This window comes from Paenibacillus ottowii (assembly GCF_006874425.1).
GTDB classification, from domain to species: domain Bacteria; phylum Bacillota; class Bacilli; order Paenibacillales; family Paenibacillaceae; genus Paenibacillus; species Paenibacillus ottowii.
On sequence record NZ_VIJZ01000002.1, the window covers coordinates 467,757 to 484,173 of the forward strand.

General features: G+C 43.5%; 12 protein-coding genes and 1 pseudogene. 1 reads left to right on the forward strand and 12 read right to left on the reverse strand.

Annotated elements, in window-relative coordinates; translation table 11 throughout:
* Positions 1-305 precede the first annotated feature (305 nt).
* The 6 genes from yidD to adhE form a co-directional block, all read right to left on the reverse strand.
* Positions 306-596, reverse strand: a complete 291-nt coding sequence (gene yidD, locus FKV70_RS06430) for a membrane protein insertion efficiency factor YidD (RefSeq protein WP_142612155.1) — start codon at positions 594-596, stop codon at positions 306-308.
* A 2-nt stretch (positions 597-598) separates the two neighbouring features.
* Positions 599-1,090 (reverse strand): Fur family transcriptional regulator, encoded by a 492-nt coding sequence (locus FKV70_RS06435; RefSeq protein ID WP_142612156.1) that lies wholly within the window; start codon positions 1,088-1,090, stop codon positions 599-601.
* 255 nt (positions 1,091-1,345) lie between these two features.
* A complete protein-coding gene (locus FKV70_RS06440) occupies positions 1,346-3,568 on the reverse strand; it encodes a copper amine oxidase N-terminal domain-containing protein (protein ID WP_142612157.1) in 2,223 nt (740 codons plus the stop codon).
* Positions 3,569-3,798: 230 nt separating this feature from the next.
* Positions 3,799-4,545: a pyruvate formate-lyase-activating protein gene (gene pflA / locus FKV70_RS06445; protein ID WP_063213590.1), complete on the reverse strand. Its 747-nt coding sequence runs from the start codon at positions 4,543-4,545 to the stop codon at positions 3,799-3,801.
* 66 nt (positions 4,546-4,611) lie between these two features.
* Positions 4,612-6,873 (reverse strand): formate C-acetyltransferase, encoded by a 2,262-nt coding sequence (gene pflB, locus FKV70_RS06450; RefSeq protein WP_063213591.1) that lies wholly within the window; start codon positions 6,871-6,873, stop codon positions 4,612-4,614.
* Between the two features lie 345 nt (positions 6,874-7,218).
* Positions 7,219-9,831, reverse strand: a complete 2,613-nt coding sequence (gene adhE, locus FKV70_RS06455) for a bifunctional acetaldehyde-CoA/alcohol dehydrogenase (protein ID WP_063213592.1) — start codon at positions 9,829-9,831, stop codon at positions 7,219-7,221.
* Positions 9,832-10,089: 258 nt separating this feature from the next.
* On the opposite strand from adhE, the gene FKV70_RS06460 reads away from it, so the two are divergent.
* A complete protein-coding gene (locus tag FKV70_RS06460; RefSeq protein WP_014599995.1) occupies positions 10,090-10,806 on the forward strand; it encodes a Crp/Fnr family transcriptional regulator in 717 nt (238 codons plus the stop codon).
* 113 nt (positions 10,807-10,919) lie between these two features.
* On the opposite strand, the pseudogene FKV70_RS06465 reads toward FKV70_RS06460, so the two are convergent.
* The 6 genes and pseudogenes from FKV70_RS06465 to FKV70_RS06495 all read right to left on the reverse strand — a co-directional run bounded on the left by FKV70_RS06465 (position 10,920) and on the right by FKV70_RS06495 (position 16,371).
* A pseudogene (locus FKV70_RS06465) lies at positions 10,920-11,518 on the reverse strand (DODA-type extradiol aromatic ring-opening family dioxygenase).
* Between the two features lie 625 nt (positions 11,519-12,143).
* Entirely contained in the window at positions 12,144-12,488 is a 345-nt protein-coding gene (locus tag FKV70_RS06475; RefSeq protein WP_013371810.1) for a winged helix-turn-helix transcriptional regulator, read from the reverse strand.
* A 241-nt stretch (positions 12,489-12,729) separates the two neighbouring features.
* On the reverse strand, positions 12,730-13,461 hold the full coding sequence (locus FKV70_RS06480) for a ThuA domain-containing protein (protein WP_063213593.1): 732 nt from the start codon (positions 13,459-13,461) through the stop codon (positions 12,730-12,732).
* Between the two features lie 20 nt (positions 13,462-13,481).
* Positions 13,482-14,450 carry a sugar phosphate isomerase/epimerase family protein gene (locus FKV70_RS06485; protein WP_064796332.1) on the reverse strand — a complete coding sequence of 323 codons (969 nt, stop codon included), beginning with the start codon at positions 14,448-14,450 and terminating at the stop codon, positions 13,482-13,484.
* A 78-nt stretch (positions 14,451-14,528) separates the two neighbouring features.
* A complete protein-coding gene (locus tag FKV70_RS06490; RefSeq protein WP_142612158.1) occupies positions 14,529-15,611 on the reverse strand; it encodes a Gfo/Idh/MocA family protein in 1,083 nt (360 codons plus the stop codon).
* The gene (locus FKV70_RS06495) at positions 15,604-16,371 is read right to left on the reverse strand and encodes a sugar phosphate isomerase/epimerase family protein (RefSeq protein ID WP_142612159.1); all 768 of its coding nucleotides are present in this window, start codon (positions 16,369-16,371) and stop codon (positions 15,604-15,606) included. Before FKV70_RS06495 ends, FKV70_RS06490 begins: the two co-directional genes overlap by 8 nt.
* Between the last annotated feature and the right edge of the window lie 46 nt (positions 16,372-16,417).

The window sequence follows — 16,417 nt, forward strand, 5'->3', positions numbered from 1 at the left end:
ATGGGACGAGAGTCACCTCACGCGTTACCACCCAAATTCCCTGTACCCTCACGGAATACAAGCTTCACCAGTCACTTCTGACCGCCCATTAACGCTGGATCACGCCTCCTCCTTACAATTGCCTCTTAAGCACAGCCTAACTGTGGCAATAACGCTCGAAAAAGGTTCCTCCAGGACCATATTCAGGCTTCACTCCAGACCGGTTCTCAGCTCACTCCGGCTCTCTGCACTGGACGATTTACCCTACTCATCCCTTCACAGGAAAACAATATTAACCAAAATATAACCAAATCGGCATGGTGCTGTCAAGTCAGACCCTTCTCGGTATGGATAGGCACACGATCTTTGTCAGACTGATCAATCCCTTTTTGGGCAGGAGGGACCAGATCTACGCCACCTGGATGAAATGGATGACATTTAGCTATCCGCTTTGCAGCCAGCCATGAGCCTCTGAGCGCACCATGTACTTCTACCGCCTCCAGCGCGTACGCCGAACACGTTGGATAAAACCTGCAGGTAGCCGGCTTTAATGGTGAAATGTAAGCACGATAAAACTGAATCGGGGCCTGTACCACTCTGCGTGTGGTGATTTTCATTTTTAGTAGCCTCCGTGGCTGTGAGTGTGACTGCTCGTCTGTCTGAATCCCCCATCCGACTTGCTCTCAGTATGCCCATTCTTCTGTTGGCAATCTTTACAATAACCAAAAATTTCAAATTTATGCTCGACGATTTGGAATTGATCTGTCGGATCTGTCATTTGCATTGGACAAAAAGAAATCGGTAATGTTTTCTGACAGCTCAAGCAAATCATATGATGATGATGATGATGTTCATTACAGCTCACCTTGAACTTCATTCCATCCTCAAAAGATACCTGCTCCAGCACACCCAAATCCTGCATTACACGCAGATTGCGATAAACTGTGTCAAAGCTAAGTCCGCTGTATTTCTTACCCATATATTCATAAACGTCTTTGGGGGACAGATACCCTTCATTCTCGGAAAATAACGTGGCCAACGTCTTGCGCTGATCTGTAATACGCAACCCTTGGGCGGACATCGTTGCGATAATCTCATCCTTTGTCAGCATGCGTTTCACCCTCCCCTGTCTATAGTTTCAGGTTTTCTGATGCAGGCTTAGGCTTGCATCTATTCATTATACCACGATTAAAGTCAATATTATAAGAGATATTCGCACTACTCATAAGAAAAAGACGTTCTCCAGTGCTGCAACTAAGTTCGCAACAGGAGAACGTCTATATTCTGTAATGACATCGACTTTTAAAACGGTGAATGATGAGACTCAAAATGGTCTAAGCCGGTAAAAAACACCGATTATTTCAAATTAATTTTTAATAGCTGGCATAGGCATAACTACTACGGAAACCGGCAGATTACTACCAGCAGCTGCAGTGAAATACATTTCTACACTTTCTTCAATATGACCTGTGCGATACAGTACACTCATTTCATTCGGAGCTTGCACAGAACCATTGGTTGGGATTCCCACAACTTGATTATTCACCATCGCATAGCCAGCATATTCGCCTCCACGCGGGTTAAATGTAATTAGTGAATATGGTGCTACGTGGTCCAATTTAACTTTATACACGACACCAAAGTTACCGGCATTGGAAGCAGAAGAGCCGTCCAGACCGTCGGTACCAATCAGGTTCGGGTCTACCTTATTATCACCAAGAACGATACGTTGAGCTGTTTTCCCAACCTCTTCGGTATAATTAAGCGAGATATCTGAATTCGCGTATGTTCCACGGTTATGAATACCGTCCTTAGGCAGTTTTGCCAGAGTAGGCAACGCAGTCAACGGATCTACATTTGCATCCAGCACCACTACCGTATATTGAATAGGTTGATCCGTATACAAATCAGATAACAAAGAAATAACTTGTTTTTGCTTGATTTTTTGCGCGTTCAAATCCTCCAGAATAACACGACTTTCGCCTGGGTTCAGAACCGTGCTGGAACGTTTGCTTCCATCCAGCATAGATTGAAAATACCGTTGAATCGATACTTTACCCGCAGCCGTTGCAAATTCAGATGGACCAGCAAAACCAGAATTTTCGACATTTATGTTGGTTGGAGCAAGATTGTTGTTTGTCGCAATCACATACATCTTCACATCTCGACCTGTTTCATTGACATGATGGACAAGAATACGCGTACTACCTGAGCCTGTTTCCTGGTACACGATACCATCCTGGAACACACGCTCTGGGCTGTTAGCACGAATCAGAAGACGTGGTGAAGAAGTGCTTGTCACCGGAATAGTGGCCATAGTAGGCACCTGGCTGCCATCTACACTGTATTTATCGCCATATGGCGTGAAAATTTTGTTGAAATCATCTTCGTTGTATAGCAATTCGTTCGTAATTTTAATTGTTTGATTTATGCTATTTGTTGCGCCGTGCTTATCAGTCACAGTCAGTGTAATTGTTACATCTCCTGGTTGGAAGAAGGCAAGTTTTTTATTCACCCAATCACGCTTAGTGATAGCATTCTCATCATCAGTACTCAGGTCGGTAATAGTGATTTTTTCACCCATCTTGTACTCTTTTTTATCCGTTGTAAACAGAGCCACTGGCGGCTGGTTTGGTGGTCTTACTGTAATTGTTACTGAGTAAGGATCACTCCAGTTCCCAGCAGAGTCAAGAACGGAATAGGTAACTACATATGTACCCGGCTCCTGAAATACGTCCTGCTTCCCTTCCCAACGTTGATTCACAATCGGAAGACCTGTAGGAGAAGATTCCTTAGTCAAATACGTAACTTGGGTTTCACCCGCATAGATATCCTTTTGTTGAACCGTAAAAGAAGCTTTTGGTTTCTGATTCAAATCCATGATAACTTGTTTAGTCGTATTATTCACAGTATAAGGAATATTTAAGGCCTGTGTAATCGAGGTCAACGGCACCATAAATACGTTCTTTTGCTGGAAAGCCGGTCCCTTCATTTGTCTAGCTTCACCATTAACCGTATAAACCTTGCTGTCTGTTTTGAAGCGCAGAACATTTGTACCTTGGGTGATTACAGTTTCTTTGGTGGCTGTGTCATAACTAAACTGCAATCCGACACGGCTGACAAGAGAACGAATAGCTACATAGGAAACTCCGTCCTTGACGGTCATCGGCTGAGTTGCCGTATATACCTGTCCGTTTTGTTCCATTTTAGCACTGTTCAAATACAAAATCAGTTGATTCGCATTCATGGAAGTAGGAGCTCCACCAGGATTGGTGATTGTTCCGTCCCCACTGTATACATCATTGGTTACGTTCGATCCGTTAGTGGTATCTGTAGGCAGACCAGTCATTGGATCATTGGATACACCTGTGTTACCAGATGTTACAGTATTATTGGTTGTGCTTGTTCCACCTTGATCTCCAGTACTATTCTGACCGCCGGAATCAGCAACATTGGTCTGAGCCTGCTGTGCGTTAACCGAATCGGTGGATTGAACAGTTGTTGATGCTGCTTCTGCTCCTACAGGGGCTACTGCGGCCACCTGAGCTACCGCCAGGGCGGTGAGCATGGTCCATTTCTTGAAATTCATTGTCTGTCTCCTTCTATCCCCAAATTATTATCATTCCCGTGAAAAGTCATACTATTAGACGCGACAGTTGCTAAAAAGTTTCAGGAAATTTTGACGATCATGAAAAAAAGGGAACTTTCTCCTGTGACTGCAAAAATTCAACAACAAAAAAACCGCCGACCATCTGATCTGATGTGGCGGCGGCTTCACAATCTGAAAGTAGTTCTGACCCATTTACATTTTGATGGACGCTAGGTAGCATTTGTTCCTGCAGTCTCTAGACGACCTTCCTCAATAAGTCGGTAAGCACGTTGAACTTCTTCATCTGTTGGAGACGGAACTCCCTCCAGCGGATATGCCTTACCGAGCATTTCCCATTTATAAACACCCATTTGATGGTAAGGTAAAATTTCGAATTTCTCGACTCCGTTCAACGTTCCAATGAACCGTCCCAAATTGAGTAGATCTTGCTCGTCGTCATGAATACCTGGTACAAATACGTGTCTAATCCACATTTTGCGCCCTTGCTCCGACAACCAGCGAGCCGTACTTAGCATACGGTCGTTGGATTTGCCTGTAAGCTTAATATGCTTATCGTTATCGATGTGCTTAATATCCAGTAACACCAAATCAGTTACATCCAGTAGATCATGGATACGGGCCGCATCATTAAAGCCGTTACTGTCCAATGTCGTGTGCAAATTCCAGCGACGCTTCACTTCCCTGAACAGCTCTGCTACAAAATGAGCTTGCAGTGTCGGTTCTCCACCGGATACGGTTAATCCGCCTCCCGAAGAGCGGTAATAGGCTAAATACGGCTCAATCTCAGCCAATACCTCTTCTAGCGTCATCGGATTACCTTCATTCAAGGCCCAAGTGTCTGGATTATGACAATATTGACATTTCAACAAGCATCCTTGCATAAAGAGCACGAAGCGGATGCCGGGACCATCGACGGTCCCGAAGGTTTCCAATGAGTGTATGTGACCTTTCAACATGTTGTATCATCCTTCCCGCATCCGCTATGCGTGCGTCATTGTAATATTGGGTATTGTAAAACTTGTTTACATTGTACCGTGGAAAGTACGGTTAATAACATCCATTTGTTGCTCACGAGTCAGCTTAATAAAGTTAACGGCATAGCCAGAAACACGAATCGTAAGTTGTGGATAGTTTTCTGGGTGTTCCATTGCATCCAATAGTTGTTCACGAGCAAACACATTGACATTCAGATGATGTGCGTGGCTTCCAAAGTAGCCATCCATCATTGAAACAAGGTTTGTTTTGCGTGTTTCTTCTTCTTTCCCCAGTGCTTTAGGCACAATGGAGAAGGTGTTCGAAATACCATCCAAGCTGTGTTCATATGGCAATTTGGCTACGGAACTCAGAGATGCCAAAGCGCCTTTTTTATCACGACCATGCATTGGGTTTGCGCCCGGTGCAAACGGTTCGCCTGCTTTACGTCCATCAGGTGTTGTACCTGTTTTCTTACCGTACACCACGTTGGAAGTAATGGTCAGTACGGATTGAGTAGGAACCGCATTACGATAAGCTTTATGTTTGCGAATCATGCTCATGAAAGTTTCTACCAATTCTACAGCGATAGTATCTACGCGGTCATCGTTGTTACCGTAGCAAGGATATTCGCCTTCGATTTCAAAGTCGACAGCAATTCCTTTTTCGTTACGGATTGGTTTAACTTTTGCATATTTAATGGCACTCAAGGAGTCAGTTGCAACTGATAGACCCGCAATACCACAAGCCATGGTACGAAGAATATCACGGTCATGCAACGCCATTTCAATGCGTTCGTAGCTATATTTATCATGCATATAGTGAATAACGTTCAAAGTGTTCATGTACAGTTTTGCCAGCCATTCCATCATAGGTTTGAAACGGCTCAACACTTCTTCGTAGTCCAGCACTTCGCTTGTAATAGCAGGGAACTCAGGTCCTACTTGAACGCCGGATTTTTCATCTTTACCGCCATTAATAGCGTACAACAGAGCTTTTGCCAAGTTGGCACGAGCACCAAAGAATTGCATTTGTTTACCGATTCTCATGGCAGATACACAGCAAGCAATACCATAATCATCGCCATAGATTGGACGCATCAGATCGTCATTTTCATATTGAATGGAGCTAGTTTCAATAGAAACTTTTGCACAATATTTCTTAAAGCCCTCAGGCAACTTTTCTGACCACAGTACAGTCAAGTTAGGTTCTGGAGCAGGCCCTAAGTTGTACAGTGTGTGTAAGAAGCGGAAGCTGTTTTTGGTAACACGAGTTTCTCCAGTGACAGACATACCACCGATGGATTCTGTTACCCAAGTTGGGTCACCACTGAACAGTTCGTTGTAATCAGGTGTACGCAGGAACTTAACAATACGCAGTTTCATAACAAAATGGTCGACCAGTTCCTGAGCTTGTTCTTCGTTCAGTGCACCTTCCTCAAGATCACGTTGTGTATAAATATCAAGGAATGAAGATACACGTCCCAAGGACATTGCTGCACCGTTTTGCTCTTTAATCGCTGCCAGATATCCGAAATATACCCATTGGAAAGCTTCTTTTGCATTGTTAGCTGGTTTGGAGATATCGAAACCATGCTCAGCAGCCATTTGTTTCAATTCATTCAAAGCACGAATTTGTTCGGAAATTTCCTCACGCAGACGAATTACGTCTTCTTCCATGGAGTCAACTTCAAGGCTTTTCAATTGAAGTTTTTTATCTTGGATCAAGAAGTCTGCACCATACAGAGCAACACGACGATAGTCACCGATGATACGACCACGACCGTATGCATCTGGCAGACCAGTAATGATACCAGCTCTACGAGCTGCTCTCATTTCATCTGTATAAGCGTCAAATACACCTTGGTTGTGCGTTTTACGAATATGAGTGAAGATGTCTACAATGCTTTGTGGCACTTCAAAACCATAGGCTTTGCAAGCATCGATCATCATCCGGATTCCACCGAACGGTTGCAAAGAACGTTTGAATGGAGCATCTGTTTGTACACCGACAATTTGTTCTTTGTCCTTGTCCAAGTAGCCTGGTTTATGTGAAATAATGGTGGATGGCGTATTTACGTCTACATCAAGTACACCGCCGTTTGCCAACTCTTTTTTAGTAAGATCAGATACAATTTCCCACAGTGCAGTTGTGTTGGCAGTAGGACCAACCAAAAATTCTTCATTGCCAACATAAGGTGAGATATTGGTTTCAATAAAATCGTTGACGTTAACTTCTCTAGTCCATTTTCCTTTTTTAAAACCTCTCCAGCCAGATTGTTGCTCTTGTAATTCTCTCTCAATCACCGACATGTAAATCCCTCCAAATTGTTTGGTCTTCCGGACTTGTGATTTTTTTCACGTTGAAACTATTTCTTGAGCCCGGCCTTTTCACCGATGCCTTACGCTCAGTGTCGGGACCTTTCTTACACTCTTATTGTAGAATAATGATAGAGTGTAGTATGTGATAAAGATCACATTATGAGTGATTTTTATCACTTTATTTTCCCTAGCTTCACGCGTATATCTATAGCCTAGCCGTTCACCTCCCTTCCCAAACCAAGAGGCTCTCTATATAGAGAGCCTGCATCGGTTTTGTACGGGAAAACGCTCTGTTACAAGCCTCTTCTTACCTATTATATTATTGGTCGAATTACATTATTGGTCGAAGCGTCCGTAGAAGGCGTTGCGGTATACATCAGCCAATTCAGTAACCAGCGGCAGCTTTGGATTCGCAGTTGTACATTGATCCTCAAAAGCACGGTCAGCCAGATAATCTACACGTGATTCAAAATCTTTTGGATCGAAACCAAGTTGTTGGAACGATTCCTCGATACCGAGTGTTTTGTTCAACTTACGAATCGCATCAATCAGGCTGTTAACCCCTTCTTCAGTAGTACGTGCAGGCAGTCCCAGTATGCGTGCAATTTCTGCATAACGCTCATCTGCAACAAAGTGCGAATATTTAGGGAACGAAGCAAATTTTGTCGGTTTTTTCGCATTGTAGCGAATAACGTGTGGCAGCAAGATCGCATTTGTGCGACCGTGAGCCGTATGGTATTGTCCGCCCCACTTGTGTGCAAGACTGTGGTTAATACCCAAGAATGCATTAGCAAACGCCATACCTGCGAGTGTGGAAGCATTATGCATTTTTTCGCGAGCCAACTTGTCGCCGACCAGAGCCGATTGCTCCAGGTACTGGAATACCAGTTGAATGGCTTTAATCGCCAGGCCGTCTGTGTAATCATTAGCCATTACAGACACGTAAGCCTCGATTGCATGTGTCAGAACGTCCATACCAGTATCTGCTACAGCTGTTTTAGGCAGCGAATATACAAATTCAGGGTCAATAATTGCCACATCAGGAGTCAACTCATAGTCAGCCAGTGGGTATTTGGTGTTGCCCAGGTTTTTGTCTGTAATTACTGCGAACGAAGTAACTTCCGAACCTGTACCCGAGGTTGTAGGGATGGCTACAAATTGTGCTTTTTGTCCCAGACGTGGGTACTTGTAAATCCGTTTACGGATATCCATGAATTTTTGTTTCAAGTTATTGAAATCAGTATCTGGATATTCATAGAACAACCACATGCCTTTAGCTGCATCCATTGGCGAACCGCCACCGAGTGCTATGATGCAATCCGGTTGGAAGCGTCTCATCATGTCAGTACCACGTTCTACGGTAACTGTCGATGGATCTGGTTCAACTTCAGAGAACACTTCAATCGCTACTGGTGTTTGACGCTGATGCAAATAATGAATAACGCGATCCACATATCCAAGTTTCACCATCATAGGGTCAGTAATAATGGCTACACGTGTGATATCAGGCATTTTAGCAAGATATTGTGTCGAATTTTTCTCAAAATAGATTTTGGAAGGTACTTTGAACCATTGCATATTCACCGTCCGTTTCGCCACCCTTTTCACATTAATCAAGTTAACTGCCGATACGTTCGACGAAGTCGAGTTACGACCGTACGAACCGCAACCAAGTGTCAACGAAGGAAGGTTGGTGTTGTAAATATCACCGATTGCACCATGTGTGGAAGGTGCATTTACAATGATACGTCCTGTTTGCAGACGGTTTGCAAACCGAGCAATAACGTCCTCATCTTGCGAATGGATAGCTGACGAGTGACCCATACCGCCGAATTCTACGACTTCAGCAGCACGTTGGATACCTTGCTCTGCATTTTTTACTTTGTAGCAAGCCAATACTGGACTCAATTTTTCCGCAGACAATGGGTATTTGGTTCCTACCCCTTCAATCTCTGCGACCAAAATTTTTGTTCCTGCCGGTACTGTAATGCCGCTCATTTCAGCAATTTTCACAGCAGATTGTCCGACGATGGCCGGGTTCACTGCGCATTTTTCTACATTCATAGCTCCTTGAGTGAGCTTAGCTGCCTCTTCTTTATTTACAAAGTAGCAACCGTTAGCAATCATCAATTTTTTCACTTGCTCAAAGATTGGCTCTTCGATAATTACAGCTTGCTCCGAAGCACAGATCATACCGTTATCAAAAGATTTAGAAAGGATAAGATCGTTCACAGCTTGCTTGATGTCGGCTGTTTTTTCAATAAAGCAAGGTACGTTACCAGGACCTACGCCTAATGCAGGTTTACCACAACTATATGCTGCCTTAACCATGCCTGATCCACCAGTTGCCAAAATCAATGCTACATCAGGGTGGTTCATCAATACATTTGTTTTATCCATCGAAGGTGCTTCAATCCATTGGATGCAATCAGCTGGAGCACCATGTTTAACAGCTGCTTCAAGCAGGATACGGGCTGCTTCCGCACTACACGATTGGGCAGATGGGTGGAAGCCGAAAATGATTGGGTTACGTGTTTTAATGGCAATTAACGCTTTGAACATTGTAGTCGAAGTCGGGTTTGTCACTGGAGTGATCCCCATGATGATGCCGACTGGCTCTGCAATCTTTTGGAAGCTATCGAAATCATTATCTTCAATGACACCAACAGTCTTCTCATTTTTGATGCTGTGATAGATATATTCTGTTGCAAACATGTTTTTGGTGATTTTGTCCTCGTACACACCGCGTCCTGTTTCTTCAACAGCCAGCTTCGCCAGATGCATATGTTTATCCATCCCTGCGAGTGCCATAGCTTGTACGATTTCGTCAATCTGTTCCTGATTCATACTCATGAAAGCTTGCTGTGCCCGGTTCGCCCGGTCAATCAGCGTTTGAATATACTGCTCTGCGCTTTGCTCTTTTTGGATAACCTCGTTTTTAACAGCCATTTCCCTCATCCTCCTGTTATCTCGTGTACTATCTCTTGTCTACGCACTGATCGTAACACAGCTTTCCAAGATATTTTGTGATTTTTTTCACAATCTATTTAAAATTTTATTTTATGACGTGAATTTAATCACAAAGTTTGGAATTCTGCCACTTTTACCCCCTCTTCTTGCCCCAAAAACTCATTGCACAGGTATATAATGAATTTGAATTGATCAAGTTGCAGATAAAAAACATAGGATACAAAGGGGAAATGGACGATGAGAAACCCTACAAATGTAATGGAAGCCCGCGGCAACACCTGTTGCTTCTCGGAGGCCAGCTTCAACCGGTTGCAAGTGATGATGAAAGATCGAGTTATGCCAGAAAGCTCGCATTTGTTCTGGGAAGGAGATACAGCAGATAAGCTGTTTTATATTAAGCGAGGACGCGTAAAAGTAACCAAAACAACGGATGAAGGTAAGGAACTTATTCTATATATGTATCAAAGCGGCGATCTTGTGGGTCAAGCCGATCCATTTTTCGGTACCAAGCATTCCTTTTCTGCTGAGGTACTGGAGGATAGTGATATTGGCGTAATCGATCATACCGATTTGGAGCTGCTTATTTGTCAGCATTGTGATTTTGCGATTGACTTTATGAAATGGATGGGTTCGCATCACCGCATTACTCAGACCAAGTTCCGCGATTTGATGATGTACGGTAAGCCTGGCGCTCTATGCTCAACACTCATCCGACTATGCAATACCTATGGTGAGCCTCACGGCGACTATATCCTAATTCATAAAAAAATTACTCATACTGACTTATCTAATATGATTGGTGCTACTCGGGAAAGCGTAAATCGGATGCTCAGTGATCTGCGTAAGAAAAATGCAGTAGAGTACGATAATGGTATGATCGTTGTTAAGGATTTGGAAATGCTGCAAGGCGTCTGCCACTGTGAATTATGCCCACGTGAGATTTGCCGGATATAATAAAATCATTTTTTTATGTAAAAGGGAGTGTTATAAGCCTTTATTAGCTTATAACACTCCCTAAATTAATTCCACTCCCCCACTTTTAGAGAACTTCTTCTGCCCCGCACTCCTTAAAACTGCAAGCATAGATAACTTAAATCCCCCAGCTCATAGCTTCTACGGATAACCTTAGCTTTATTTGCAGGATTGCCACTCCACATTTGACAATACGCAGATTATGAACAATCACGCTACTGCCAATGACCAGAATATATTGTTCCCCCAACCCAAACAGTACTTCTCCAAGGCAAACTGTGCTTAGGTCGAAGGTATGAATTTACGGAAATCAGAACTATCGGAATGTCTGCTTTAGAATACATACGATACAACAATGTCCACGAGCCATGATTCAGCCCCTCACCCGATCCGTTTGTACATCGATCCCTTTTTGCTCATATAACTTTTTTTAGTTTGTTAACTAGTTCAACAGAACCATGTGCTGGATATTTCACTTTGTACAGTTCGGGCGGAAAGCCTCCAAAGTCATAAATTATTTCGTACACACCATCCATTGAACTGATCGTTAACACTTGTGTCTCCCAATGAGCTGTAAAGAGAACAATTGTCTTAGGGCGAACACTTTTCCCAACCGCTTTAAAAATGCGGTACAGTCTGTCTGTTCACTAACAAGCATAGGTGATCCGTAAGTTAAAAATAAAGATTGAGTAATGTCAATACAAATCTCAACATATACTTAATGATCAGCAATTCTCTAAATAAAGATTGATATAGGTATAAAGTCATAGTAATATGTAACTAATAAATTTAAAAATGTTATAACATTTTCGATATAAAGGACTGGTTTCTATGGAGATACATACTTCCAATTGCCCAAAATGCGGTTCCGTTTTCCGTCAAAATCTTAGAAACCTGTGCACTACTTGTATCCAGGAAGAAAATATATTCTTTGACCGCTGTTCTAACTATCTATGGAAGCATCCTTCTACTCATACTCGCCAGCTCAGTGATGTGACCGGCACACCAATGGATTTGCTCATAGATTGGGTAAGAACAGGCAAATTTCCCTCCACATATAGTCAGCTTGATTATCCTTGTGAGTCCTGCCGTTCTCCTATATATGCGGGAAGACTTTGCCACTCGTGCCTAGGTACATTTCGTTCAGCTGCACTGGATATTCAATCCCGTGTCTCCCGCCGTACAACAGCCGGAACATTCTCAGTTGCAGGGCGTGCCAAAAGCTATTAAGCCGTACCCAACTATTACAAAAAATAAAAACAGCCTTTTTCCTTGGAAAAGGCTGTTTTGCTATAAGAAACACTTAATGAGTTTGGTGATCATCTAATCCATTCCTCAGCCCAAAATTGAATCTGTTCCATAACTGGCTGAAGCGCACGACCTTTGGTCGTTAGTTCATATTCAATGCGGACAGGAGTTTCCGGGTATACATGGCGTGTAAGGATTCCCTCATTTTCCAGATCCTTCATCCGCTCTGATAACATCTTGTCACTCATTGTGGGAATCAGATTGGAAATATCCTTAAACCGCTTGGGACCGCTCATCATGGATTGAATAATCAATCCATTCCAACGCTTACCCAGACATGAAAAGGCGGTTTCAAAACGCGGACACATTTTTGTAAATTGCGGTTGACTCTCCAAATTTTTCACCTTCTTTTGCATTTCGGTTTGATAAAGCTTTCCTTTTGTTAGTATATATCATTTTAGCATACTTTATCCCGAAAGAAAACACTTTCTTAAATTTAATACCTGCGCTGATAAAGTTGCCGTGACCAAAACTGATTATACAACAAACCAACACGACAGGTATATGTCTAAATCGTTAAATACAAAAAAAGCGGAATCCCCAGAGATTCCGCCTGTAAACCCTATTTATAGAAAGTCATAAATATGTGACCATTAACTATACCAACACTCCACCTAGTGGCCTTACCGGCTCACTTCTACCATATATTGGTTTTTTATTTTTTGTCGGAGAAGCCCAACGGATGCTGTTAGCAATGACCTTCAAAATATCAGGCTGGTAATAAGTCGGATAGGTTTCATGGCCTGGTCTAAAGTAGAATATTTTACCATTCCCTCGATAGAAGGTACAGCCAGTTCTAAATACTTCGCCGCCTTCAAAGTTACTGATAAAGACCAGTTCATCCGGCGTTGGAATATCAAAGAACTCACCATACATCTCTTCTTGCGCTAGGAGAATTTTAGCGTCTATTCCTTCCACAATGGGATGTGATGGATTTACCGACCAAATAATCTCCTGCTCGCCTGCAACTCTCCATTTTAAATCACAACTGGTGCCCATCAGAGCTTTAAATGGCTTGGAAAAATGACCTGAATGCAGAACGATGAGGCCCATTCCTTCCTGCACACGCTTGACAACACGCGCTGTAACTTCATCGCTCACCTGATCGTGGGCTTTATGTCCCCACCACAGCAGCACATCTGTGGAATTGAGGATTTCTTCTCCCAAACCATGCTCGGCATCATCACGCAGGGTGGCTGTTCGGATGGTAAACCCCTCATCTGCTAAGCCGTCAGCCAACGCCTGGTGTATACCGTTAGGATAAATCCGTTTGGCTTCATCATTTAACTTTTCATTTAGAAATTCATTCCAAATGGTGACGTTAATCATCCATAGTTCCCCCTATTAGGTTAGACCCACCACATCTCGCTCAGCGGTTCTTCAATCAGGACCTGGCGAAGATTATGGACAGCCTTAGTAAAGCCTTCTTCCACAGACATCAAACCATCTTCATGCTCAATACTCACTACATAATCGTACCCCACCAGACGCAGAGCACTGATAATATCTGCCCAAGTTTTTACATCATGCCCATAGCCCACGGTACGGAACTGCCATGCTCGATCTAACATATTCGTATATTCCTGCATATCGGTAAGTCCGTATTTATTAACATTGATCGGATCAATCGTCGTATCCTTAGCGTGGAAATGGTGAATGGCACCCTCTCGGCCTAAAATTTGAACCGCCTGTACGGGATCAATCCCCTGCCACCACATATGGCTCGGATCCAGGTTAGCACCAATGACCTCTCCCACCGCTTCACGCAAACGAAGCAAGGTTGCTGGTGTATGAACGGAGAAGCCCCCGTGTAACTCCAGTCCTATTTTAACATGATGATCTGCTGCAAATTTACCCATTTCAGTCCAGTAAGGAATAATTTTATTCTCCCATTGCCACTTTAACACTTCCTGAAAATCATTTGGCCACGGAGCCACGGGCCAGTTTGGATACTTCGCGTCCTCGTGATCCCCCGGGCAGCCTGAGAAAGTGTTCACGACAGGAACTTCCAGCTTTTCTGCCAATCGGACGGTTTTCAAAAATGCATCATGATCAGCCTGTGCCAAATGCTTTTGCGGATGAAGCGCATTACCATGACAACTAAGCGCGCTAATCGTCAGTCCCCGGGATTCTACTGCCTTTTTAAAATTTTTGAGTGCCGTATCGTTCTCCAGCAGCTCATCCGGCTTACAATGCTTATCTCCCGGGTTTCCGCCTGTTCCGATTTCTACAGCATCCAATCCTTGAGAAGCCACATAATCCAGCGCCTCCTCCAGCGAACGTCCACCGAACAACACCATAAATACTCCAAGTTTCAAAAGAAATCCCTCCCTGTATCATATGTGAAATAAGCTGCTTTCATTATAGTGATCGTCTATTCGGCATCATTACAAGGCTTAGTCAAAGTAGACTGCTTTTCCCGTGCGGGCCGATTCATAGATGGCTTCCAAAATCTCCGTAACCACCAGTGCCTGCTCCGGCTTCACAAGGAGTTCTTTATCGTCCAGAATAGATTCAATCCACAGGCGGGCTTCGCGGTCTGCTTCATTTTCCGTTTCACCGGAGTAAAAGGCCACCCCTCCTGCATCCAGATCTATTTTCGTATCAAACAAGCGGCTGTTCTTTTCCCCATTAATGCGTAATCCATCCTGCATATCTGCTCCGCCTTCGGTACCGCATAACAACGTCTTGGCTTCACCAAACTCGACAACATTTAATGCCCAGCTGGATTCTAATACAATCGTAGCTCCATTTTGCATAGTGATGAACCCAAAAGCCGAGTCTTCTACTTTAAATTCCTCAGGATTCCACGGTCCAAAAGCGTTTGCTGCATTTTTCCGTTCCCCTAGTTTATGGAAGGTTGAGCCTAGCACGCTTTTAGGCTTGTAATTATCCATCAGCCAGAGTGTCAAGTCGAGTGCATGTGTGCCGATATCAATCAGCGGACCACCGCCCTGTTTCTCTTCATCCAAAAATACTCCCCAGGTCGGAACCGCACGGCGGCGCAGAGCAATGGCTTTTCCGAGATAAATCTCACCAAGCTCTCCTTGCTCAACCAATTGCTTTAGATACAGACTGTCATCACGATAACGGTTTTGATAAGCAATGGATAACTTTTTGCCTGTACGGTTGGCTGCATCAAGCATTTCCCTTGCTTGCTCAGCAGTTTTAGCCATCGGCTTTTCACATAGTACATGCTTACCTGCCTCAAGCGCTGCTACCGTAATTTCCGAGTGCGAATCGTTAGGGGTACATACATGTACGACTTCAATATCTTTATTTTCTAGTAACTGACGATAATCGCTATAAACTTGTGATCCTTCAGCACCATACTTTGCAGCAGCTTCTTCAGCACGTTCCTGTATAATGTCACAGAAAGCAATGATTTCCGCTCTTTTTTGCTTGGCGAGACTCGGCAAATGTTTGCCGTTGGCAATGCCCCCACAACCGATAATCCCGATCTTGAGTGTTTTAGACATGAATATTTCCTCCTTGAGCTGCGTATTGTTGGAGCCACTTTATACTGGTTTCAATGCTTTCGATTGGAGGATTGGAGCTGAAATCCTGTTCCACTACAACCCAATCCACACCTGCTTCAATAGCGGCGTCTGTTATGGCCTGAAGCTGCACTTCTCCTTTGCCTAACTCTACAGTAACTGCTTTTTGCTGCTCGTCGCGCGCCATATCCTTCAAGTGAATGATAGGCAGGCGTCCACGATATCGTCCGATGTATTCCACTGGATCATAGCCACCATAGTATACCCAACAAGTATCCATTTCGACCTGTAACAAATCATCAGAAACCGCATCATATAAGGTATCGAATACCGGTCGATCATTGATTTTCTCCGTTAGTTCAAAATCATGATTATGATAAGCCAGTACCAATCCATGTTCTTTTACTTTTTTACCAATACGGTTCAGATTAACAAAAAGGTCATCCCACTTCCGCTCTTCTTCGGTTAAATAAGGAATAATTAGGTACTTGTTGCCCAATTCTTTATGATATGCAATTTCTTCATCCAAATGATCCAGTAAGCGGGTGTATTGTATATGGGTTCCGACAACCTCCAGATCCAGTTCATCCAAAAGCGCTCTGACATCCTTGGCACTGCGTCCGAAGAAGTTATGAAATTCAACCCCTTTATAGCCCAGCTCAGCCACCTTGCGTAATGTACCTTCAAAATCCTGCTCAAGCTCTTCCCTAACTGTGTATAATTGCAATCCTACTTTAGTCAATCTCCTTCACCTCTTCGTTAGGATGAATTTCTGCCATATCTGTTCC

Coding starts and splice junctions, on each gene's coding strand:
- FKV70_RS06435 (WP_142612156.1), bottom strand. CDS start 1,090: ATGCTGACAAAGGATGAGATTATCGCAACGATGTCCGCCCAAGGGTTG.
- FKV70_RS06490 (WP_142612158.1), bottom strand. CDS start 15,611: ATGTCTAAAACACTCAAGATCGGGATTATCGGTTGTGGGGGCATTGCC.
- FKV70_RS06480 (WP_063213593.1), bottom strand. CDS start 13,461: ATGATTAACGTCACCATTTGGAATGAATTTCTAAATGAAAAGTTAAAT.
- pflA (WP_063213590.1), bottom strand. CDS start 4,545: ATGTTGAAAGGTCACATACACTCATTGGAAACCTTCGGGACCGTCGAT.
- yidD (WP_142612155.1), bottom strand. CDS start 596: ATGAAAATCACCACACGCAGAGTGGTACAGGCCCCGATTCAGTTTTAT.
- pflB (WP_063213591.1), bottom strand. CDS start 6,873: ATGTCGGTGATTGAGAGAGAATTACAAGAGCAACAATCTGGCTGGAGA.
- FKV70_RS06475 (WP_013371810.1), bottom strand. CDS start 12,488: ATGCAAAAGAAGGTGAAAAATTTGGAGAGTCAACCGCAATTTACAAAA.
- adhE (WP_063213592.1), bottom strand. CDS start 9,831: ATGGCTGTTAAAAACGAGGTTATCCAAAAAGAGCAAAGCGCAGAGCAG.
- FKV70_RS06460 (WP_014599995.1), top strand. CDS start 10,090: ATGAGAAACCCTACAAATGTAATGGAAGCCCGCGGCAACACCTGTTGC.
- FKV70_RS06440 (WP_142612157.1), bottom strand. CDS start 3,568: ATGAATTTCAAGAAATGGACCATGCTCACCGCCCTGGCGGTAGCTCAG.